The sequence below is a fragment of the Nocardioides luteus genome, assembly GCF_000960475.2.
GTDB lineage: Bacteria > Actinomycetota > Actinomycetes > Propionibacteriales > Nocardioidaceae > Nocardioides > Nocardioides luteus_A.
This window is the reverse complement of record NZ_JZDQ02000015.1, coordinates 56,332-76,243: the sequence shown is the minus strand read 5'-3', so window position 1 is coordinate 76,243 and position 19,912 is coordinate 56,332. Positions and strand designations below refer to the sequence as shown.

Here is a 19,912-nt window from a genome sequence, read left to right as displayed (position 1 = left end):
GCGCCAGAAACAAACAGTCAACCCTGACTGTATTTTTCTGAGACGGCGGCGTCACAGGCGGAAGCCGAATGTCCGGAACCCGCCCTAACGTCGGATCCATGGCTATCGCACGCAATCCGCAATGGGTCATCGACTGCCCCGACCCGGCAGCCCTGGCCACCTTCTACGCCCAGCTCCTCGGCTGGAAGACCAAGGTCGACGACAGCGGCGGCTGGGCCAGCGCCTGGGGAGAGGGCGGCGGGCTCGAGTTCCAGCGCGTCGAGGACTACCGGGCGCCGCAGTGGCCCGGTCAGGACGTACCTCAGCAGTCCCACCTCGACGTCACCGTCGACGACCTCGACACCGCCGAGGCGGCCACGCTCGAGCTCGGCGCCACCAAGCACGAGGTCCAGCCCGGCAAGACCTTCCGCGTCTTCCTCGACCCCGCCGGCCACCCGTTCTGCCTCTGTCAGGCCTGAGCCGAGAATGCAGTTGTGGGCGACGAAACTCGATCTTCGTCGCCCACAACTGAGGATTCGGCCCGCCAGAAGTCCCTATTCGACGCGGGCGACCATGGGGAGCCGGCTGCGGGTGGTGACCGCGACGATGAGCGCGATCAGCAGCGGCAGGCCGACGACCACGATCCCGACCAGGTCCCAGGGCACCTCGAGGTAGTGCGAGGCGACGCTGTCGCGCTCGGGCCAGCCCTCGGCGGTGAGCGGGAAGCTGACCGCGATGCCCGGGACGAACCCGATCAGGGCGCCCGGGATCGCGCCGAGGAGCGCGATGACCAGGGCGTACGCGGCAGCGACCCCTCGACGCGTACGCGTCGGCGCACCGACGGCCGACAGCGTGGCCAGGTCGGGGCGAGCGTCGTTGAGCGCGAGGTAGGTCGCGGTGAGCGCGCCGCCGATCATCAGCACCGCGGCCAGGGTGATGAGCAGCAGCCAGACGATCACCGCCTTGTCGTCCTGCTGGAACCCACGCTCGACCGTGATCGACGTCGGGACCTGACCGGCAGCGAGGGCCTCGTCGAGGTCCTGCTCGGCAGCGGGGGTGATCCGCGCGTCCTGGACGTAGAGGCCGCTCACCTGCGGCTCGGCACCGAGCTTCTTCGCGACGTCCGGTGAGACGACCGCATACGCAGGGGCGTACGCGTCCTCGACATGGAGGTAGGTCGCCGGCACCGTGACCGAGGCCTGCTCCTTCTCGGACTCCGTCTCCTCGTCCCACTTCCGGACGTCCAGTCGCGCGTCCTTCGACGACGGTTCCTCGCCGTCGGTGAACACGACCGCGCCACCTGCGCGAACGGTCTTCTCGGCCGCAGCGACATCCGCGTCGCCGAGCACGCGCGTCACGGCCGGCGGGAGCGTGCCGTCCGCCCCGGCGACGAGCATCTCGCCGAAGGTGCCGTTGCTGGACCCCGGCGCGACCTCGGCACCGTCGCCGGTCCGGATCGTGAAGAAGGTCTCAGGATCGTGGAACACGGCGGCAGCGACCGGCACGATCGTCGCCTTCGGGATCTCCTTCGCGACCTGCGCCGAGACTCCCTCCCACGCCGTGGCGTCCGTGTTCTCGGCGGAGACGGCGCCTGAATCGAGCTGTACGGCAGCGTCTCCGTAGGCGAACGACGGCAGGTAGGTCTCCTGGTTCTGCTCCTGGTCGCTGCCGAAGGCGATCCCGAGGGCGACCGCGCCGACCACGGTCACCGCGATGGCGCCCGCGGCCGGGACCGTCCGGGTGCGGTGCCGGTCCGCATCACGTGTCGCGAACCGGATCACCAGCGGCATCCGGGCGCTGAACCGAGCAGCCATGGAGACCAGGACGGGGAGGATGAACAGCACCCCGGCGACGCACAGCAGCACGCCGAGGGCGATCGGGATCCCGTCGTAGGCTCCCCGCGTGCCGAAGACGGACGACACGACCCCGGCGAGCACGAGGACGAGCCCGATCACCGGTGAGTGTCGCGACGGCCGGCTCTCGGAGCGGCGCCCGGACAGTACGCCGACCACGTTCTGTCGCGATGCGATCCAGGCCGGCACGATCGCCGCGCAGATCGCCGCAGCGAACCCGATGACGGCGATCGCCAAGATCTGCAGCCACGGGACCTCGAACGGGCCGAACCATGCCGCGACCTGGTCCTGGGCGAGCGGCTGGAGCAGGCGGGCGAGCCCGATACCGAGCACGGCCCCGACGGCTGCGGCCACCGCACCGATGACGATCGCCATCCCGAGGACGGCACGCCGAGCCTGGCGAGCCGTGCCGCCGGAGGCGGCGATCAGGGCGAGATCCCGCGCCTGTCGACGAGCCGCCACCGCGAAGGCAGGGCCGGCCAGCAGGACGACCTCGAGGAGCACCATGACCACGATGAGGACGACGACCACGGTCTCGGAGGCATCCGGCGCGCGCTCCATGGAGCCGAGCTCCCGATCGGCGGCCAACGCAGCCGCGGAGGGGTCCTCGACGACCGAGCGGGAGAGCACGAAGGCGCCCTTCGCGTTCAGCTTCTCGACGTCGCCCCAGCTCACCGGAGCACCGCCGACCAGCCAGGTCGCGGTCGTGACGAAGCCCGGGTCCGGCAGCCCCGCTCCGGCCACGAAGGGCTCGTTGCGCACGCTGGCCGACTCGACGATCCCGACGACCTTGCGGGCCTCCTCGGAGCCTCCGTTCCGGAACCGCAGCTCCTTCCCGAGGCCCGGACCGCGGGCAGCGAGAGCGGCGTTGACCACGACCTCGTCGGGCCCCTGGGGAAGCCGGCCGTCGGTCAGCCGGGTGAGCCCGGCAGCCAGCGGGTCGGTCAGATCGGTCCGCAGACCGCTGGCCCACGCGACACCCTTGTCGGTGCGTACGTCCAGGCCGTAGTCGTCCACGGAGAGCACCGGCCGGTCACCGACGACGGCCCGCAGCCCGGCCGCGTCCAGCGGCTCGGTCCCGGTCTCGTCGAGCCACTGGCTGGCCTGGTCGGGGTCGATGCCCTGACGGACCCGCGCGGGACTCTGGGCCTCCACCCTGGCCGCGGCCTCCGTGCCGAGCCGGCGGTCGAGGCCCTCGACGGTGTTGACGTCGTAGGTCTTGTAGGTCACCGCGATCGCGGTGACGCCTGCCACCGGGAGCGCGATCATCATGATGACGAGCAGGCTGCGCCACTTCGCCCGCCGGGCCTCCCGTTGCCCGATCCGGAGCGCGAGCCGCCAGCCCCCGAGTCCCCCACTCATGCCGCCACCTCCGTAGCGCAAGCGCCAGAATACGGACGCGGCGGCACGAGGCTCATTGTCGCTCGCTGACGCTCGCTCATGCCCCGGCCTCGTCCACGAGCAGCGCGCCGGGCGTCTCGCCGGCCTCGTCGACGACGATGCCGTCGCGCACGTAGATCACCCGGTCGGCCCAGCTGGCGTAGCGCGGCTCGTGAGTGACGAGCACACCGGCCGCCCCTGCGTCGCAGCGTGCGCGGATCAGCTTGAGGATGTCCTCGCCGGTCTCGGTGTCGAGGGCACCGGTCGGCTCGTCGGCCAGGATCAGACGGCGCTCGCCGACGATCGCCCGGGCGATCGCGATCCGCTGCCGCTGCCCGCCGGACATCTCGTCGGGGAACCGGTCGGCGAATCCGTCCAGCCCGACCTCCTCGAGCGCCGTCCTCGCTGCGGCCTGCGCCGAGCGGCGGCCCGCGCCGTCGAGCTCCAACGGCAGCGCGACGTTCTCGGCGGCGGTCAGGGCCGGGATCAGGTTGAAGTCCTGGAAGACATAGCCGATCGACGTACGCCGCAGCTTGGCGCGCCCGCTGATCCCGGCCTCACCGAGATCCTGGCCGTCGACGGTCACCGACCCGGAGGTCGGCGAGTCGAGGCCGCCGGCGATGGTCAACAGCGACGACTTCCCGGAGCCGCTCGGCCCCATGATCGCGACCAGCTCACCGGCGTACGCAGCCAGGCTGACGCCGCGCAGGGCGTGGACCTCGGCGGCGCCGGTGCCATGGACGCGGCTCACGTCGGTGAGCCGGAGGACGGGTTCACTCATCGGTGGACTCCTTGGTCTGGGTAGTGCCTGCCTGGGCAGGCGATGCGTGGGTGCGGCGGCTCAGCCGCTCGCGGGCGTCGGCGAGCCAGCGGTTCTGGTCGTGGCTCAGCCGGCGCAGGTCGTGGGCGAGGGCAGCGTTCATCGGCCGCCTCCGCCTGTGGGCTCCGGCGCGGTGCTCGTCGCGGCCGCCCGGCGGAGCCGGGCCTCGCAGTGGTCGAGCCAGCGGATCTCGGCCTCGGCTGCGAATACGAGGCGGTCGAGGACCAGCCCGCCGGCGAGGTCGTCGGCAACCCCGGAGCGCGCCTGGCGGCGGTATCCCTGGAGCGCCTGCATCGTCGCGTTGCGCTGCTGCTGGACGACCTTGCCGACGTCCACGCTCGGCACCGCGACCGCCACCGCGAGCTTGATCGCGAGCTCGTCGCGCTGTGGCTGCGTACGTTCCACCGGGGTGTCGAACCACCCCTTGACCTCGACCCTGCCGGCCTCGGTGAGCTGGTAGAGGGACCGTCCCTCCGCGTCGGTCCCTCCGGCCTCGACGAGGCCGTCACGCTCGAGTCGCGACAGGGTCGTATAGACCTGCCCGACGTTCAGCGGCCAGCTGGCGCCGGTGCGCTGCTCGAACTCGGCGCGCAGCTCGTAGCCGTAGCGCGGCTTCTCCAGCAGCGCCAGCAGTGCGTGTTTCACGGACACTCGATCACCTCCTCATCATGCATACCGAGTATGTATATACTGAGTATGGTCCGCTTGACAAGCGCTCACGACAGGAACGGAGAGCCCATGGAGACGATCACCGAACCGATATCCGCACCGACAGGTGCGGCCACCACGCGCCGAGTACTCGTGCTCGCAGCGTCCAGCCTTGTGCTTGGTGGCCTGACCAGTTACGCCCAGGGTTTCCTTCCCGATGCACTGCGGTCGTTCGCGAACTCGGCAAGCGGCTGGACGCTGCTCACCGTGCTGCTCGTCCTCTGGTCACGTACGTCACCCGCAGCCGCCGCGCTCCTGGCTGTGGCCGGCTTCGTCCTCCTGGTGCTTGGCTACATGTGGGTCTCCGACCTGCGCGGCTACTACTTCAACCCGGTCTACTGGTGCGCGGTCGGAGTCGTCACCGGCCCGTTCGTCGGCCTCGCCACCGCCTGGCTGCGCACATCCGGGCTGCGTGCGTCCCTCGGCACCGCAGCACTGGCCGGGCTCGGCATCGGCGAGGGCGTGTACGGCCTCACCGTCGTCCGCGAGACCACCAGCCCGGTCTACTGGGTCATCATCATCGTGACCGGGGTCGCACTTCTCGCCTATCAGCTCGCGCGGCGCATCAAGGGAACCGCTGCCATCACCTCAACGATCGCAGCCACCGCCGCTGTCGCCATCGCGTTCACCTTCGGCTACCCCGCGATCGGATCTGCAGTCCGACTCTGAAAGGCGAGGTCAGCACGAAGGTGGTCACCACGGACCGCTCGAGCACCTAGGACACAGATGCATCAGATGAGCCGCCCGCGCCGTGTCGCGGTTTCTCGCCGTCGCACGCCGCGAAAATACGGGCGACGGCTCCGCCGAGAGCCTGGGACACTTCTGGTCGCTGGGTTCGGGCCGGCGGTCCTGTCGGCTCGTGAAACCTCCGGGCCGCTCCCACTCCGAAGGAGTCGAAGTGTCACCTCGTAGACGCGTCGTCGCCCTGACCGCGACCGCACTTGCCCTCGGCGGGCTGAGCGTCATTCCGATGGCCCCGCCCGCCTCCGCCGAACCCGACCCGGTCGCGGCCTATCAGGACCGCGCCGGCGTCCCGCTCACCATCCATCGGACCGCCGACGGCACGGCCGACTTCATCGGCTCGAAGTCCGAGAGCGCGGAGCCGCTGGGCGCCGCCGTCAAGCCGGCCAAGGCGGCCCGCACCCAGCTCGACCGCGCCGCCGAGGCGCTCGGCACCGACGAGGCCGACCTGCGGGAGACATCCACCGGCAAGGCCGTCGGCGGCGGGTCGGTGACCCGATTCGAGCAGTACGTCGACGGCCTCCCGGTCCTCGGCGGCGAGGTGGTCGTCGGGCTGAACAAGGACCGCGGCCTCACCTCCGCGGCCACCAACCTCTCCGACGCCACGACCGCGGACGTCACCGCGCCCGACGAGGCCACGCGCGCCAAGGCGGAGTCCGCGGCGAAGGCCGTGGTCGCCAAGGCCCACCACGGAGCCACCGGCCTCACCGTGAGCGACGAGGGCACCTGGCTCTACGACGACGACCTGGTCGCCGGACCGCAGCTCGGCGAGACCAGCGTCTTCCGGTTCTCGGTGACCAACGGCTCCACCATCCGTGAGACCGTGCTCGCCCACGCCGGCTCCGGCCGCGTACTCATGCACGTCGACGAGATCGCTCACGCCAACCGCCGCATCTGCGACAACGCGAACGTCCGCGCCGCGGAGAACGGCTGCGCCGACACGAGCCTGACGGTCAAGCGGCGCGAGGGCGATGCGCCGACCGGCCTCGCCGACGTCGACAGCGCCTACGACCTGCTCGGCGCGACCTCCGACCTCTACGCCTCCCTCGGGCTGGACCTGACCGAGGAGATCGGCTGGTCCGAGGGCGTGACCGCCAAGGCGATGACCGCCACGACCCGCTACTGCGAGCCGACACAGCCCGGCTACACCCCGCCGTGCCCGATGGACAACGCCTTCTGGAACGGCCAGCAGATCTACCTCGGCCAGGGCCTGGTGGTCGACGACATCGTCGGCCACGAGCTGACCCACGGCGTGATCGAGCACAGCTCGAACCTCTTCTACTGGTACGAGTCGGGCGCCATCAACGAGTCGATGGCCGACATCATGGGCGAGATCGTCGACCACCGCTACGCCACTCCCGGCGACTCCCCGACCGACTGGCGCATCGGCGAGGACTCCTCGTTCGGCGCGATCCGTGACCTCGCCGACCCGACGATCCACAGCCAGCCCGACCGGATGACCAGCTCCCTGTGGGACGCCGACGACCTCACCTACTACGCCGATGGCGGCGGGGTGCACACCAACAGCGGCGTCGGCAACAAGACGGCCTACCTGATCTCCCAGGGCGGCACGTTCAACGGCCGCACCATCACCGGCATCGACGGCGGCGACCCGACCCTGCAGAAGACCGCGACGCTCTACCTCTACACGATCCAGCACCTCGTCTCCGGGAGCCAGTACGCCGACCTGCGCCGTACGCTCGCCAGCGGCTGCTCCGCGCTGGTCGCCGCCGGCACCGCCGGCTTCACCGCGGACGACTGCACCCAGGTCAACCTCGCCACCGACGCGACCGAGCTCGCCAAGTCACCCACCAAGGCGGGCGCGACCCGGCCCGCGGAGGCGCCGAACACCTGCCCCGCCGGCAGCACCGGCAAGGCCGCGATGACGACCCCGTCGCTCACCCGTGGCGGCCTGTGGCACCAGGCACCCGACGCCGCCCAGAACGTCCCCGAGAACGACCGTGACGGCAACGGCTCCGACTTCGGTTGGGACCCCGACCCGGAGACGTACGGCGACCCGACCGCCAGCGGTCTGACGACGGCCGCGATCAACGTGCCGGCCGGTAAGCGGACCTATCTGCGGTTCAGCCACTGGTATCTCTTCGACTGGTACACCGGCAGCGACCCTGCCCACCCGGCACCGGAGTACTACGACGGCGGCGAGGCGCGCCTGCTCGTCAACGGGGTCGCGACCGCCATCCCGTCGACGGCCTGGGTGAACGGTCCGAAGCAGAAGCTGCTCCTGAACAACCCGAACAGTCCGCTGACCGGCTTCGGGGGCGACTCCAACGGGTGGATGAGCTCGCGGGTGGACCTCTCCGCCTTCGCCGGCAAGTCCGTCCAGTTCCAGTGGGTCGTCCGTGGTGACCAGTCGGTGTCGTACGTCGGTTGGTTCATCGACGAGCTCGAGCTCTACAGCTGCACCCCGCTGACCATCGCGAGCACCGCGCCGCCGACGATCAGCGGCACTGCGCGGGTCGGCTACACCCTGACCGCGACGAAGGGTTCCTGGAGCCCGACTGCCACGTCGGTGAAGTACCAGTGGCTGCGCAACGGCGTGGCGATCTCGGGTGCCACCGCGTCGACCTACAAGCTGACCGGGGCCGACCACACCAAGGAGATCCGGGTCCGGGTGACGGCGTACTCCACGTCCTGGCCCGCCGCCAATCCCGGCGTACGGACGAGCGCTGCGACCGCGAAGATCGCGGCCGGCTACCTCACCGCGGCCACGCCGACGATCGGCGGCACCCGCAGGGTCGGCTATCTGCTCACGGCCTACCCGGGCACCTGGAAGCCGTCGGGGATCACCTTCTCCTACCAGTGGCTGCGCAACGGTGTCGCGATCTCGGGTGCCACCGGGAAGTCCTACCGGCTCCGATCCGTCGACCGCGGTGACCGCATCCGCGTCCGGGTGACCGGCCGCAAGACCGGCTACTACACCAAGACGGCGACCTCGGCCGCCACCAGCACCATCCGCTGACCGCCCCGACCCGACGACGGCCTCAGCCGCCGTCGTCGGGTCGGCCGGGATGCAGCAGCAGGTCGACCTCGTCGATGACCACCTCGGTCACCACGCCGGCGGCGAGACCGTCGATCCGGATTCCCTGGAGGGCGGTCGCGAGGCCGTCGTGCCCGGTCAGCCACGCCGCCGGCCGGGCGCGGACCGCCTCGCCGACCCGGCGCTCCAGCGCGGTGTGCAGGACCGCACGCGGGTCGATGTACGCCGCACCGACCCGAGGCGGGTCGACGTCGACGGTGAAGGTCGCGAGGACGCGTACGTCCTGGCCGTCGCCGGTCCGGGTCCGGACGACGATCGCGATCTCGACCTGACCCGTCGGCCACTCCAGCACCTCGTGGAAGCCCGGGATCGCCATCGTCATCGAGTCGGAGGCGATCCGGACGATCCGCCGGTGCCTGGTCACCACCAGGCACTCGCCCCGACGGGCCCGCCTCAGCAGCGAGGCCACCACAAGGCCGGCCGCGGCCGCCGCGATCACCAGAACCGTCGCCATCTCGCCCATGACTCGAGTCTTCTCGGCCCGGACTCGATCTCGAATGGGCGCTGCCACCCATTCGTTCATCGCCCAGACAGCACCTTGATGCCGACGAGGCGGTCACCATCTGCTGACAAACCTGCCGAAGCGTCACGTACGTCCGAGCACGGCGGTCAGATCAAGGCTCGCCAGCCGCTGCGGGTCGGAGAGCACGTCGATGGCGACAACTGCCCCGTCCACAACGGTGAACGCCATGACGACCTGGGCCTCACGTCGGGGCGCGACGACCACACCGGCGGCGCCGTTCACGAGCACCGGGCGCACGAACGGCGCCAGCGCGGAGGTCAGGACTGCCTGCGAGGCCACCACCCGCGCGCCCCGGAGCAGACGGTTGAGCTGCGGGCGCGCCGCGCCGCCGTCCGAGCGGAGGACGACCTCGGGGTGCAGTACCGAGACCAGCCCTTCGAGATCGCCGTCCCGGGCCGCCGCGAAGAACGCGTCGACGACCTTGCGTTGCCGGCCGAGGTCCGGGTCTGGGGTGGGCGCCTGCGTGCTCACGCGCTGTCGCGCGCGGCTCGCCAGCTTGCGCGCCGCCGCGGGCGTCTTGTCGAGGACCGCGGCGATGTCGTCGAAGGGCACTCCGAACGTGTCGTGCAGGACGAACGCCACCCGCTCGTCCGGACCGAGCGTCTCCAGCACCACCAGCAGTGCCAGCCCGACACCGTCCGCGACCAGTGCCGATGCCTCGGGATCCTCGGCGCCGCCGAGCGTGATGATCGGATCCGGCACGTGGACGAGCGACTCCTCACCACGCGTACGCCGGGACCGCAGCTGGTCGAGGCAGATCCGGGCGACGACGGTGGTCAGCCACGCGACGAGGTTGTCGACTCCGGAGATGTCCGCACGGTTGACGCGCAACCACGCGTCCTGGAGGGCGTCGTCGGCATCCGCCGTCGAACCGAGCATCCGGTAGGCCACCGAGCGCAGCTGCGGGCGGTGCTCCTCGAACTGCTGTTGCCAGCCGCGGTTCATCGCCGGCATTCGATCGTCACTCAGCACCTCGGAATCCTTGCAGCCCGGCGAAGGCCTCTCGCCGGCACTCGCGACGATGTGCTCCAGATCACATCGGCTCCTCCTGTGATCCGGTCACATTCGTACGGCGCCGGGAGTCGACCAGGCAGAACGGGCCGCCCCGACCGGCTGGCCCCTGAACGAAAAGGAATCTCCATGACCACCACCGTCGTCGTGATCCTCGCCGCCGCCTGGGTCGGCTTCTCGGCCTTCTCCCTCCTCACCCGCAAGGCGTTCGTGACCGACAGCCTCGTCGCGTACGGCGTCCCCGAGAGCTGGTGGCCGTGGCTCGGCGCGGCCAAGGCGCTGGGTGCGGTGGGCCTGCTCACGGGACTCGCCGTGCCTGCGGTCGGAGCTGCTGCCGCTGTCGGCCTGTTCCTGTACTTCGCCGGCGCCATGATCACGGCAGCCCGCGCGGGTGCCTATGGCCACATCGTGTTCCCTTTGCTCTACCTGGTGCCCGCCGTCGCTGCGGGCTTCCTGGTCGCCGGAAGCTGAGAGGCCGAGGCACCGCGGCGGTCAGACAGCAGATCGAGCTGGCACCGTGGTGCCAGCTCGATCTGCGTACGTGACGTCTCGGCGTCAGGCGGGGCTGATCAGACGGGGAAGCCCTCACCCTTCGCCGCGAGGTCGCGGAGGTACTGCGTCGGGCGGAACCGCTCGCCGTACTTCTCGGCCAGCTCGTCGGCACGGGCCAGGAACGCCTCGATGCCGATCGAGCCGTCGGCGGCCTCGTAGCCGGTGATGAACTGGGCCGCACCACCGGTCTGCGGCGGGAAGCCGATGCCGAAGATGGAGCCGATGTTGGCGTGCGCGGCGGAGGTGATGACGCCCTCCTCGAAGCACTTCGCCGTCTCCAGGGCCTCGATGAAGAGCATCCGCTCCTCGGCGTCCCGGATCGGGATCTGCTTCTCGGCGACCGGGAACACGGTCCCGAGGTCGGCCCAGATCGAGCCACGCTTGCCGTCGGTGTAGTCGTAGAACCCGGCACCCTTGAGCTTGCCGGAACGACCCGCCTCGATGAGCGGGTTGAGCACCCGCTCCGTGGTGGTCAGCTCCTCGACGCCGGCAGCCTCCCGGGTCGTACGAGCGATCTTGACCATGAGCTCGTGGTTGAGCTCGTCGGCGATCTGCAGCGGCCCGACCGGGAACCCGGCCTGGGTCGCGGCGCGCTCGAGCGAGTAGGGGGCGAAGCCCTCCGCGAGCAGCTCCAGGCCCTCCTGGATCTGGGTGCCGATGACACGCGAGGTGTAGAAGCCACGGCTGTCGTTGACGACGATCGGGGTCTTCTTGATCTGCTGGACGATGTCGTAGGCCTTGGCCAGCGCGACGTCGCTCGTCTCGGCGCCCTTGATGATCTCGACCAGCGGCATCTTGTCGACCGGGCTGAAGAAGTGCAGGCCGATGAAGTCGGCCGGGCGGTCGATGCCCTTGGCGAGCTCGGTGATCGGGAGGGTCGAGGTGTTGGAGCAGAGCACCGCGTCGTCGTTGACGAACGGGGCGATCTCGCTGAAGACCTTCTGCTTCAGCGCGACGTCCTCGAAGACCGCCTCGACGACGACGTCGACACCGGCGAAGTCCTCCGGGGCGACCGTCGGGGTGATCCGGTCGAGGATCTCGTCGGCCTTCTCCTGGGTGAGCTTGCCGCGCGAGACGGCCTTCTCGTTGAGCTTGGCGGTGTAGGCCTTGCCACGCTCGGCCGCGTCGATGGCGACGTCCTTGAGGACGACCTCGGCACCCGCCCGGGCGAAGGAGTACGCGATGCCCGCACCCATCATCCCGGCACCGAGCACGCCGACCTTCGTCGCCGTGAACTTCTCGACGCCGTCGGGACGCAGCGTGCCGGCGCCGATGGCGCCGAGGTCGAAGAAGAACGCCTGGATCATGTTCTTCGACTGCTGGCCGGTGACCAGCGAGGTGAAGTAGCGCGACTCGATCCGGGTGGCGGTGTCGAAGTCGACCATCGCGCCCTCGACCGCGGCCGACAGGATCGCCTTCGGCGCACGCATGTCGGACTGCTTGAGCTGCTTGCGCAGGATCGGCGGGAACGCGGGCAGGAAGCCGGCGAGCGCCGGCGAGGTGGGCTTGCCACCGGGCATCTTGTAGCCCGGCTTGTCCCACGGCTGCGCGATCTCGTCAGGGTTGGCCTTGATCCACGCCTTCGCGGCGGGCACGAGCTCATCGGGGGAGGAGACCAGCTCGTGGATCAGGCCCTTCTCGAGGGCAGCGGCGGGCTTGAACTTCGTGCCCTGGCCCAGGACGTCCATCAGCCCGGTCATGATGCCCAGGAGACGTACGACGCGGGTGACGCCGCCGCCGCCCGGCAGCAGACCGAGGGAGACCTCGGGCAGGCCGATGTCGTAGCGGGCGTCCAGCGCGATCCGATGCTGGCAGGCCAGCGCGATCTCCAGACCGCCACCGAGGGCGGCACCGTTGATCGCCGCGACGACCGGCTTGGGGAAGGTCTCCAGCTTGCGGAGGGTCGCCTTGATCGACTCGACCTCCTCGAAGACCTGGGCGGCGTTCTCCGGGCGCACCTGGATCATGTTCTTGAGGTCACCACCGGCGAAGAAGGTCTTCTTCGCGGAGGCGATGACCACACCGGTGACGCTCTGCTCATCGCTGGCGGCCTCGGCGTACAGCTTCTCGACGGCCTCCGCCATCGAGGTCTTGTACAGCTCGTTCATGGTGTTGGCCGACTGGTTCGGGTCGTCCAGGGTCAGCGTGACGATGCCGTCGGCATCCTTGTCGTACTTGACTGCACTCATAGCTCTTCAGATTCCCTTTCAGACCAGCTCGACGATCGTCGCGATACCCATGCCGCCACCGACGCACAGCGTGGCGAGGCCGCGCCGCTTGCCCTGGCGCTCGAGCTCGTCGACCAGGGTGCCGAGGATGATGGCGCCGGTCGCGCCCAGCGGGTGACCCATGGCGATCGCGCCACCGTTGACGTTGGTGATCGACTCGTCGATGCCCATGTCCTTGATGAACCGCATCGCGACCGCGGCGAACGCCTCGTTGATCTCGAACAGGTCGATGTCCTCGACGCTCAGGCCGGCCTTGGCCAGCGCCTTGCGCGAGGCCGGCGCCGGGCCGGTGAGCATGATCGTCGGGTCGGCGCCGGAGACGGCGGCCGAGACGATCCGCGCACGCGGGGTGAGGCCGTTGGCCTGGCCGGCCGCCTCGGAGCCGATCAGCATCAGCGCGGAGCCGTCGACGATGCCGGAGGAGTTTCCGGCGTGGTGGACGTGGTCGATCTTCTCGACCCAGTGGTACTTGGCCAGCGCGACGTCGTCGAAGCCGGCCTCCTGGCCCTGCTGGAGGAAGGACGGCTTGAGCCCGGCCAGCGTCTCCGCTGTGGTGCCGGGGCGGATCAGCTCGTCGTGGTCGAGCACGGTCAGGCCGTTCTGGTCGACGACCGGGATCACGGCGTCCTTGAAGTAGCCGTTCTCCCAGGCGGCGGCCGCCCGGGCGTGCGACTGCGCGGCGTAGCGGTCGACGTCCGCGCGGCTGAAGCCCTCGAGCGTCGCGATCAGGTCGGCGCCGATGCCCTGCGGGACGAAGCCGGTCTTGAGGGCGGTGTCGGGGTCCTGCGCCCAGGCGCCGCCGTCGCTGCCCATCGGTGCCTTGCTCATCGACTCGACACCACCGGCGAGGATGAGGTCCTCGAACCCCCCGCGTACGCGGGAGGCGGCCTGGTTCACGGCCTCGAGGCCGGAGGCGCAGAAGCGGTTGAGCTGCACACCGGCGGTCGTCTCGGGGAGACCGGCCTTGATGGCGGCGGTCTTGGCGATGTCACCGCCCTGCTCGCCGACGGGGGTGACGACACCGAGAACCACGTCGTCGATCCGCGCGGGGTCGAGGTTGGGGTTCCGCTTGCGCGTCTCGTCGATCAGGCCGACCACCAGGTCGATCGGCTTGACCTCGTGGAGCGATCCGGTCTTCTTACCCTTCCCGCGCGGCGTGCGCAGGTGGTCATAGATGAATGCTTCAGCCATGCGCCGATTGTGACACTAAAACTGTCACAGTCAACAGGGTTGGTCCGAAAGGTTCACGATAGATTGCGCGAGATCGTCCGGTTCACGGCGTCCTGGAAGCTCACCACGATGGCCTCGGTGGTCAGCTGACGCAGCCGCGGGAGCACCTCCTCGAGGTGCTCGGCCTCCTCCGGGCTGTGGTGGGTGCGCCGGAACGGGTCGACGACCTGGTCGCGCAGGATGACGTTGAGCTCGGCGGCGAGCTCGGCCATGTGACGCGAGGTGGCTGCGTACGCCGCCGCGAGGGCGTCGCGCGGCAGTCCGAGCGCGATCAGCTCGCGCCCGATCCGCGCCTGGATGTCCTCGGTCGGCTCGGTGGCCCAGGAGGTGATCATCGCGCGCTGCATCGCGAGGTCCTCGCGGGTGATGTCGGCGGGGAGCCGGGCGAGGTAGCGCTCGATCGCCTGCAGCGTGAACCCGTGCGCCTGCAGCGCGGTGACCAGATCGAGCCGAGCGCGGTGCTCGGGGCCGTAGTAGGCCACCCGCCCGCGGCGTATCGGCGCCGGGATCAGGCCGAGGCTCGCGTAGTAGCGCGTGGTGCGCACCGAAAGCCCCGTGGCGGTCGACAGCTCATCGATCGTCATCAGCTCGTCGGTCGTCTCGGTCATGTCAGGGACCGTAGACCAAACCATTGCCACTTCGCCAGTATTACTGTCACAGTTGCTCCGTCGCCCATCACGACAATGCGGCCTGCGTCACAGTGGTGAGGCATCATTAACCGGGTACGTCTACGGAGGAGAGTCATGCCCCAGAAGCCCACCATCTACGAAGCTGAGCACGAGGATTTCCGTGCCACCGCGAAGGCCTTCTTCGAGAAGGAGGTCGTGCCGTTCCACGACCAGTGGGAGAAGGACGGCATCGTCCCCCGCGAGCTGTGGAAGAAGGCCGGCGACACCGGGCTGCTCTGCTTCGACGTCGACGAGGAGTACGGCGGCCCCGGCATCAAGGACTTCCGGTTCAACTCGGTCCTCCACGAGGAGATGGCGAAGATCGGCGCCAGCGGCCCCGGCTTCTTCGTCCACACCGACATCATCGTCCCCTACATCTCCCACCTCGGCACCCCGGAGCAGAAGGCGCGCTGGCTGCCGGGCTGCGTTTCCGGCGACATCATCACCGCCGTCGCGATGACCGAGCCGGGCGCGGGCTCGGACCTCCAGGGCGTACGCACCACCGCGGTCGACAAGGGGGACCACTACCTCCTCAACGGCTCGAAGACGTTCATCTCGAACGGCATCAACGCCGACCTCGTCATCGTGGTCGCCAAGACCAACCCCGACGCCGGCGCCCACGGCATCTCGCTGCTCGTGGTCGAGCGCGGCATGGAGGGCTTCGAGCGCGGCCGCAACCTCGACAAGGTCGGCATGAAGGCGCAGGACACCGCCGAGCTCTCCTTCACCGACGTGGTCGTACCCAAGGAGAACCTGCTCGGCGAGGAGGGCTCCGGCTTCATCTCCCTGATGACCCTGCTGCCGCAGGAGCGCATCTCGGTCGCCTCGATCGCGGTCGCCGCGGTCGAGCAGGTCCTCGAGCTCTCCCTCGACTACGCCCGCACCCGCGAGGCCTTCGGCCGCCCCATCGGCCGCTTCCAGAACACCGCGTTCACCCTCGCCGAGATGGCCACCGAGGCCTACCTCGCCCGGCTGTTCCTCAACGACGCCGTCACCCAGCTCAACGCCGGCACCGCCGACACCGTCCTCGCCTCGATGGCGAAGTGGTGGACCACCGAGCTGCAGAAGAAGTTCGTCGACCAGGGCGTCCAGATCCACGGCGGCTACGGCTACATGATGGAATACCCGATCGCCAAGGCGTTCATCGACAGCCGCATCCAGACCATCTACGGCGGCACCACCGAGGTGCAGAAGCTGATCATCAGCCGCCACCTGGGGCTGTAGATCAGATCGGTCGGCCCGCGAGCTCAGCGAACGGGTCGACCGAGGCAGCGCCGGGTCCTCACCGGGCCTGGCTCGACGTCGGACGTCGGACAGGTTCGGGTGCGAGTCTGTCCAGGTGTCGCACTCGATCGACCCGGACGCCATTCGTCTTGCCCCGATGACGCTGGAGCAGGCCGAAGACATCACGGGCTGGCGCTACCAGGCGCCTCACGACGTGTACGACATGGCCGGCGTGAGTCCCGACGAGCTGGTCGATCCGGACGCCGGCTTCTACTCCGTCATCGCAGGCGACACCCTGATCGGCTTTCGCTCCTTCGGGCCCGATGGCCAGGTGCCGGGATGGGACTACGACGAGTCCGCACTCGACACCGGGGGCGGAATGCGCCCCGAGCTCACGGGCCAGGGACTCGGCCGGGTCGTCATCGCGGCAGGTCTCGAGTTCGGTCGGAGCCGGTTCGCGCCCGCAAGGTTCAGAGTCACCGTCGCGTCGTTCAACGCCAGAGCGCTACGAACTATGGAATCCCTGGGCTTCGAGCGAGTCGGGACCTTCAGAGCGACCCGCAGCAACCGCGACTTCCACGTCCTCGTCCGCGTCGAGCATCGACGACACGAAGGCCCAGCGCCGCATGCTTGACAGTCTCGACCCAAGCAGACGTCGAACGATCCGAGAAGTGGTCGATGTGGGCCCGCCGAGACACTCCCCTCGGGCCCAGATCGACCACTTCTCGTCAGGAGAGCTCTTGGCTGCGTACGTAGGCGGCGCGGGTGGCCTCGAGGAACGCCGCCCGCAGGCCGCCCTTCTCGAGCGCACCCAGGGCGGCGGCGGTGGTGCCGCCCGGTGAGGTGACCTGCTCGCGGAGGATCGCGGGATGGGTGCCGCTCTCGAGCAGCTTGGCGGAGCCGGTCAGCGTCTGGATGACGAGGGTGGTCGCGTCGTCCCTGGTCAGACCCAGGTGGACGCCCGCCTCGATCCAGGCCTCGGCGACCAGGAAGACGTACGCCGGGCCGGAGCCGCTGATCGCGGTGACCGCGTCGATCTGCGACTCGGGGACGGTGACGACCTTGCCGACGGCACCCATCAGGTCGGCTGCGGCGGCGACCGCCTCCGGCGTCGCCTTCGCACCACCGGCGACCGCGGACATGCCCTCGCCGACCAGGGCCGGGGTGTTGGGCATGACTCGCACGACGGAGACACCGTCGGGCACGGCGGGCTCCATCGCCGAGGTGGGCACGCCGGCGGCCAGCGAGACGACCGTGGTGCCTTCGCGCAGCGCGGACGCGATCGACTGCAGCACCGGGACGACGCCGTAGGGCTTCACGGCCAGCACCACGACGTCGGCCTCGGCTGCGGCGTCGGTGGCCGGCAGCGTACGGATGCCGTGCTTCTCGCGGAGCGCGGCGGCCTGCTCCTCGCGGGCCTCGACGACGATGACGCTCTCCGGGGAGTGCCCCGCCTCGAGCAGCCCGGCCAGGACGGCCCCACCCATGTTGCCTGCACCGATGATCGCGATGGTCATGCTCGCCAGTGTGTCAGAGCGGACGACCTGCACGGATAAGCCCCCAACGGACCCAAGCAACTGCTAGGTTGCGATACCCGCACCCGTACATTCGCCGCTGGTCATCGGGAGGCCACATGCGCTTCAGACGTACGTCCCTGCTTGCTGTGGTCGCCCTCGCGGCGACGGTCGCCATGGTGGGTCCGCCGGCCGAGGCGGACGGTGAGGGGCAGCGCCGGCTCCCGTCGCCCGAGTCCGAGGTCAACGTGACCGGCGAGCCGTTCACCGGCACCGCGCCGGACGGCACGGTGCAGGGGCTGATCGACGCCCACAGCCACATGTTCATGCAGGACGGGATCGGCGGGGCGGCGGTCTGCGGGAAGGTCTTCTCCGAGGCCGGGGTCGCGGACGCGCTCGAGGACTGCCCGTCCCACGGGATCGCCGGCGAGACGGCGCTGCTGGAGAACCTCACCCGTTCGGGCAGCCCGCTCGGGTTCCACGACACCACCGGATGGCCGTCGTTCAAGGACTGGCCGGCCTACGACTCGCTGACCCATCAGCAGATGTACTACCGCTGGGTCGAGCGCTCCTGGCGGGCCGGCCAGCGGGTCATGGTCGTCAACCTGACCAGCAACAAGGCGCTGTGCGCGATCAACCCCGGCACCCACCAGTCCTGCGACGAGATGACCGCGGTGCGGAGGCAGGCGCGGGATGCGTACGACACCCAGGCGTTCATCGACGCGCAGTACGGCGGCGCGGGGCGCGGGTGGTACCGGATCGTCACCGACCCCGGCCAGGCGCGCGAGGTGATCGAGGACGGCAAGCTCGCCGTGGTGCTCGGCGTGGAGACCTCCGAGCCGTTCGGCTGCTCCCAGAAGCTGCGGCTGGCCATGTGCACACGCGCCAACATCGACGCCGGGCTCGATGAGCTGAAGTCGCTCGGTGTGTCGTCGATGTTCCTGTGCCACAAGTTCGACAACGCGCTGTGCGGCGTCCGCTACGACGAGGGCACCACGGGCCTGCTCATCAACGCCGGGCAGTTCCTCACCACCGGGACGTTCTGGACGCCGAAGGCCTGCGACCCCGACCAGCCGCACGACAACAACCCCCGCCTGGTCGACCGGCCGGCCGAGCTCGACTGGCTGCCGCAGCCGCCGATCTATCCGTCGGGGACGGTGTGCAACCCCTACGGCCTGTCATCGCTGGGCGAGTATGCGCTGAGGGGTCTGATCAAGCGCGGGATGATGGTCGAGGTCGACCACATGAGCGCCAAGGCCGCCGGCCGGGCCCTCGACATCCTCGAGGAGACCGACTACCCCGGCGTCCTCGCCACCCACTCCTGGATGGACGAGCGCTACCTCGACCGGCTCTACGCCCTCGGCGGCTTCTCGACGATCTACGGCCACAGCACCGACCAGTTCCTCGCGGAGTACGCCCGCACGGCCCCCGTCCGTGACCGCTACGGCGCGGGCATCGGCTTCGGCTTCGACATGAACGGCTTCGGCGGCACGCCCGGGCCGGCGAAGACCCACGTCACCTATCCCTTCCGCAGCATCCTCGGTGACGCCGTGGTCGACCGTCAGGTCACCGGCCAGCGGATCTGGGACTACAACACCGACGGAGTCGCCCACTACGGGATGATCCCCGACTACCTCGAGGACCTCCGCCTCACCGGCGGCCAGGACGTCATCGACGACATCATCCGTGGCCCGGAGACCTACCTGCGTACGTGGGCAGGAGCAACCGCAGCAGCACACTGACCCGCGGGCCTGCCGACTCGGCGCATCTGACCCCGTGCCTCGCGAAGCGAAGCGAGCGAGGAGAACGCACTCAACCACACACCGACCCGAAGGCCCGCCGAGTCGGCGCATCTGACCCCGTGCCTAGCGAAGCGAAGCGAGCTAGAGGGGTCGGATGCGCCGACTCGGCAGTCACGTCAGAAGCAGGCGATTCAGTCGTCTCGAGAACGCCTCAGCCAACCCCCGCCGAACAAAGCCCAGACCACGAGCACAGGCTGGAAGAACAGCCGAACGAAGCGCTTGGTGTCCGTGTCGAGCCCGAACGCGTCGACACCTTCCACGTACTGCCCGACGTTGCCCGGGAAGATCGCCACGAAGAACACGGCGAGCAGCGCTCCGACGACCCGCCGCTTGCCCGGTAGCACGAGGAACGCCAGCCCCAGCCCGATCTCGACGACGCCCGACGCGAGCACCGTCAGGTCCTCGTCGATCGGGAACCAGCTGGGCACCTGGGCTCGGAACTCGTGTCGCTGGGTGGTCAGGTGCGCCACCCCGGCACCCATCATCGCCACGCCGAGCAGAAGACGCGCGATGGTTCGCGCGATCGATGTCATCGCATCACTGTAGGAGAACGCGCCGAACCCCACGCACGCCGAGTCGGCTCGTCCTGACCGACACCAGCGCCGAGCCGGCTCGTCATGA

General features: G+C 69.7%; 18 protein-coding genes. 7 read left to right on the top strand and 11 right to left on the bottom strand.

Annotation, left to right across the window (positions count from 1 at the left end):
- Positions 1-98: 98 nt before the first annotated feature.
- Complete coding sequence (locus UG56_RS12335; RefSeq protein WP_045546959.1) at positions 99-458, top strand: VOC family protein; 360 nt, start codon at positions 99-101, stop codon at positions 456-458.
- Between the two features lie 75 nt (positions 459-533).
- Here the strand turns inward: UG56_RS12335 and UG56_RS12330 are convergent, their stop codons facing one another.
- The 4 genes from UG56_RS12330 to UG56_RS12320 form a co-directional block, all read right to left on the bottom strand.
- Positions 534-3,194 (bottom strand): FtsX-like permease family protein, encoded by a 2,661-nt coding sequence (locus UG56_RS12330; RefSeq protein ID WP_045546958.1) that lies wholly within the window; start codon positions 3,192-3,194, stop codon positions 534-536.
- A 76-nt stretch (positions 3,195-3,270) separates the two neighbouring features.
- Complete coding sequence (locus UG56_RS12325; protein WP_045546957.1) at positions 3,271-3,993, bottom strand: ABC transporter ATP-binding protein; 723 nt, start codon at positions 3,991-3,993, stop codon at positions 3,271-3,273.
- Complete coding sequence (locus tag UG56_RS28355; protein WP_177191468.1) at positions 3,986-4,135, bottom strand: hypothetical protein; 150 nt, start codon at positions 4,133-4,135, stop codon at positions 3,986-3,988. The genes UG56_RS12325 and UG56_RS28355 overlap by 8 nt, the downstream gene beginning before the upstream one ends.
- Positions 4,132-4,683 (bottom strand): PadR family transcriptional regulator, encoded by a 552-nt coding sequence (locus UG56_RS12320; RefSeq protein ID WP_045546956.1) that lies wholly within the window; start codon positions 4,681-4,683, stop codon positions 4,132-4,134. The genes UG56_RS28355 and UG56_RS12320 overlap by 4 nt, the downstream gene beginning before the upstream one ends.
- A 30-nt stretch (positions 4,684-4,713) precedes the next feature.
- Between UG56_RS12320 and UG56_RS12315 the strand changes: the two genes are divergently transcribed.
- Together UG56_RS12315 and UG56_RS12310 are read left to right on the top strand one after the other, a co-directional pair.
- Positions 4,714-5,409 (top strand): DUF6518 family protein, encoded by a 696-nt coding sequence (locus UG56_RS12315; RefSeq protein ID WP_371264385.1) that lies wholly within the window; start codon positions 4,714-4,716, stop codon positions 5,407-5,409.
- 229 nt (positions 5,410-5,638) lie between these two features.
- A complete protein-coding gene (locus UG56_RS12310; protein ID WP_143055015.1) occupies positions 5,639-8,461 on the top strand; it encodes a M4 family metallopeptidase in 2,823 nt (940 codons plus the stop codon).
- A gap of 22 nt (positions 8,462-8,483) precedes the next feature.
- Here UG56_RS12310 and UG56_RS12305 read toward each other — a convergent pair whose 3' ends face one another.
- Together UG56_RS12305 and sigJ are read right to left on the bottom strand one after the other, a co-directional pair.
- Positions 8,484-9,002 carry an SPFH domain-containing protein gene (locus tag UG56_RS12305; RefSeq protein ID WP_045546955.1) on the bottom strand — a complete coding sequence of 173 codons (519 nt, stop codon included), beginning with the start codon at positions 9,000-9,002 and terminating at the stop codon, positions 8,484-8,486.
- A gap of 123 nt (positions 9,003-9,125) precedes the next feature.
- On the bottom strand, positions 9,126-10,034 hold the full coding sequence (sigJ, locus tag UG56_RS12300; RefSeq protein ID WP_256206584.1) for an RNA polymerase sigma factor SigJ: 909 nt from the start codon (positions 10,032-10,034) through the stop codon (positions 9,126-9,128).
- 168 nt (positions 10,035-10,202) lie between these two features.
- Here sigJ and UG56_RS12295 point away from each other — a divergent pair, with 168 nt between their 5' ends.
- On the top strand, positions 10,203-10,544 hold the full coding sequence (locus UG56_RS12295) for a DoxX family protein (protein ID WP_045546953.1): 342 nt from the start codon (positions 10,203-10,205) through the stop codon (positions 10,542-10,544).
- 98 nt (positions 10,545-10,642) lie between these two features.
- Here UG56_RS12295 and UG56_RS12290 read toward each other — a convergent pair whose 3' ends face one another.
- From UG56_RS12290 to UG56_RS12280, 3 genes are read right to left on the bottom strand one after another with little or no spacing between them, the layout of a single operon-like run.
- On the bottom strand, positions 10,643-12,814 hold the full coding sequence (locus UG56_RS12290; protein ID WP_045546952.1) for a 3-hydroxyacyl-CoA dehydrogenase NAD-binding domain-containing protein: 2,172 nt from the start codon (positions 12,812-12,814) through the stop codon (positions 10,643-10,645).
- A gap of 18 nt (positions 12,815-12,832) precedes the next feature.
- The gene (locus tag UG56_RS12285) at positions 12,833-14,044 is read right to left on the bottom strand and encodes an acetyl-CoA C-acetyltransferase (RefSeq protein ID WP_045546951.1); all 1,212 of its coding nucleotides are present in this window, start codon (positions 14,042-14,044) and stop codon (positions 12,833-12,835) included.
- 53 nt (positions 14,045-14,097) lie between these two features.
- On the bottom strand, positions 14,098-14,691 hold the full coding sequence (locus UG56_RS12280) for a MerR family transcriptional regulator (RefSeq protein ID WP_241248273.1): 594 nt from the start codon (positions 14,689-14,691) through the stop codon (positions 14,098-14,100).
- A 135-nt stretch (positions 14,692-14,826) separates the two neighbouring features.
- On the opposite strand from UG56_RS12280, the gene UG56_RS12275 reads away from it, so the two are divergent.
- Positions 14,827-15,975, top strand: coding sequence for an acyl-CoA dehydrogenase family protein (locus tag UG56_RS12275; RefSeq protein ID WP_045546949.1), 1,149 nt, complete (start codon positions 14,827-14,829; stop codon positions 15,973-15,975).
- A gap of 115 nt (positions 15,976-16,090) precedes the next feature.
- Positions 16,091-16,609, top strand: coding sequence for a GNAT family N-acetyltransferase (locus UG56_RS12270; RefSeq protein ID WP_052693113.1), 519 nt, complete (start codon positions 16,091-16,093; stop codon positions 16,607-16,609).
- A 94-nt stretch (positions 16,610-16,703) separates the two neighbouring features.
- Here UG56_RS12270 and proC read toward each other — a convergent pair whose 3' ends face one another.
- Positions 16,704-17,525, bottom strand: coding sequence for a pyrroline-5-carboxylate reductase (gene proC / locus UG56_RS12265; RefSeq protein ID WP_256206583.1), 822 nt, complete (start codon positions 17,523-17,525; stop codon positions 16,704-16,706).
- A gap of 83 nt (positions 17,526-17,608) precedes the next feature.
- On the opposite strand from proC, the gene UG56_RS12260 reads away from it, so the two are divergent.
- Positions 17,609-19,231 carry a hypothetical protein gene (locus UG56_RS12260; RefSeq protein WP_045546947.1) on the top strand — a complete coding sequence of 541 codons (1,623 nt, stop codon included), beginning with the start codon at positions 17,609-17,611 and terminating at the stop codon, positions 19,229-19,231.
- 191 nt (positions 19,232-19,422) lie between these two features.
- On the opposite strand, the gene UG56_RS12255 is transcribed toward UG56_RS12260, so the two are convergent.
- Positions 19,423-19,824: a DoxX family protein gene (locus UG56_RS12255; RefSeq protein WP_045547001.1), complete on the bottom strand. Its 402-nt coding sequence runs from the start codon at positions 19,822-19,824 to the stop codon at positions 19,423-19,425.
- Between the last annotated feature and the right edge of the window lie 88 nt (positions 19,825-19,912).

Coding starts and splice junctions, on each gene's coding strand:
- UG56_RS12335 (WP_045546959.1), top strand. CDS start 99: ATGGCTATCGCACGCAATCCGCAATGGGTCATCGACTGCCCCGACCCG.
- UG56_RS12330 (WP_045546958.1), bottom strand. CDS start 3,194: ATGAGTGGGGGACTCGGGGGCTGGCGGCTCGCGCTCCGGATCGGGCAA.
- UG56_RS12325 (WP_045546957.1), bottom strand. CDS start 3,993: ATGAGTGAACCCGTCCTCCGGCTCACCGACGTGAGCCGCGTCCATGGC.
- UG56_RS28355 (WP_177191468.1), bottom strand. CDS start 4,135: ATGAACGCTGCCCTCGCCCACGACCTGCGCCGGCTGAGCCACGACCAG.
- UG56_RS12315 (WP_371264385.1), top strand. CDS start 4,714: ATGTATATACTGAGTATGGTCCGCTTGACAAGCGCTCACGACAGGAAC.
- UG56_RS12305 (WP_045546955.1), bottom strand. CDS start 9,002: ATGGGCGAGATGGCGACGGTTCTGGTGATCGCGGCGGCCGCGGCCGGC.
- UG56_RS12295 (WP_045546953.1), top strand. CDS start 10,203: ATGACCACCACCGTCGTCGTGATCCTCGCCGCCGCCTGGGTCGGCTTC.
- UG56_RS12290 (WP_045546952.1), bottom strand. CDS start 12,814: ATGAGTGCAGTCAAGTACGACAAGGATGCCGACGGCATCGTCACGCTG.
- UG56_RS12285 (WP_045546951.1), bottom strand. CDS start 14,044: ATGGCTGAAGCATTCATCTATGACCACCTGCGCACGCCGCGCGGGAAG.
- UG56_RS12280 (WP_241248273.1), bottom strand. CDS start 14,691: ATGACCGAGACGACCGACGAGCTGATGACGATCGATGAGCTGTCGACC.
- UG56_RS12275 (WP_045546949.1), top strand. CDS start 14,827: ATGCCCCAGAAGCCCACCATCTACGAAGCTGAGCACGAGGATTTCCGT.
- UG56_RS12260 (WP_045546947.1), top strand. CDS start 17,609: ATGCGCTTCAGACGTACGTCCCTGCTTGCTGTGGTCGCCCTCGCGGCG.
- UG56_RS12255 (WP_045547001.1), bottom strand. CDS start 19,824: ATGACATCGATCGCGCGAACCATCGCGCGTCTTCTGCTCGGCGTGGCG.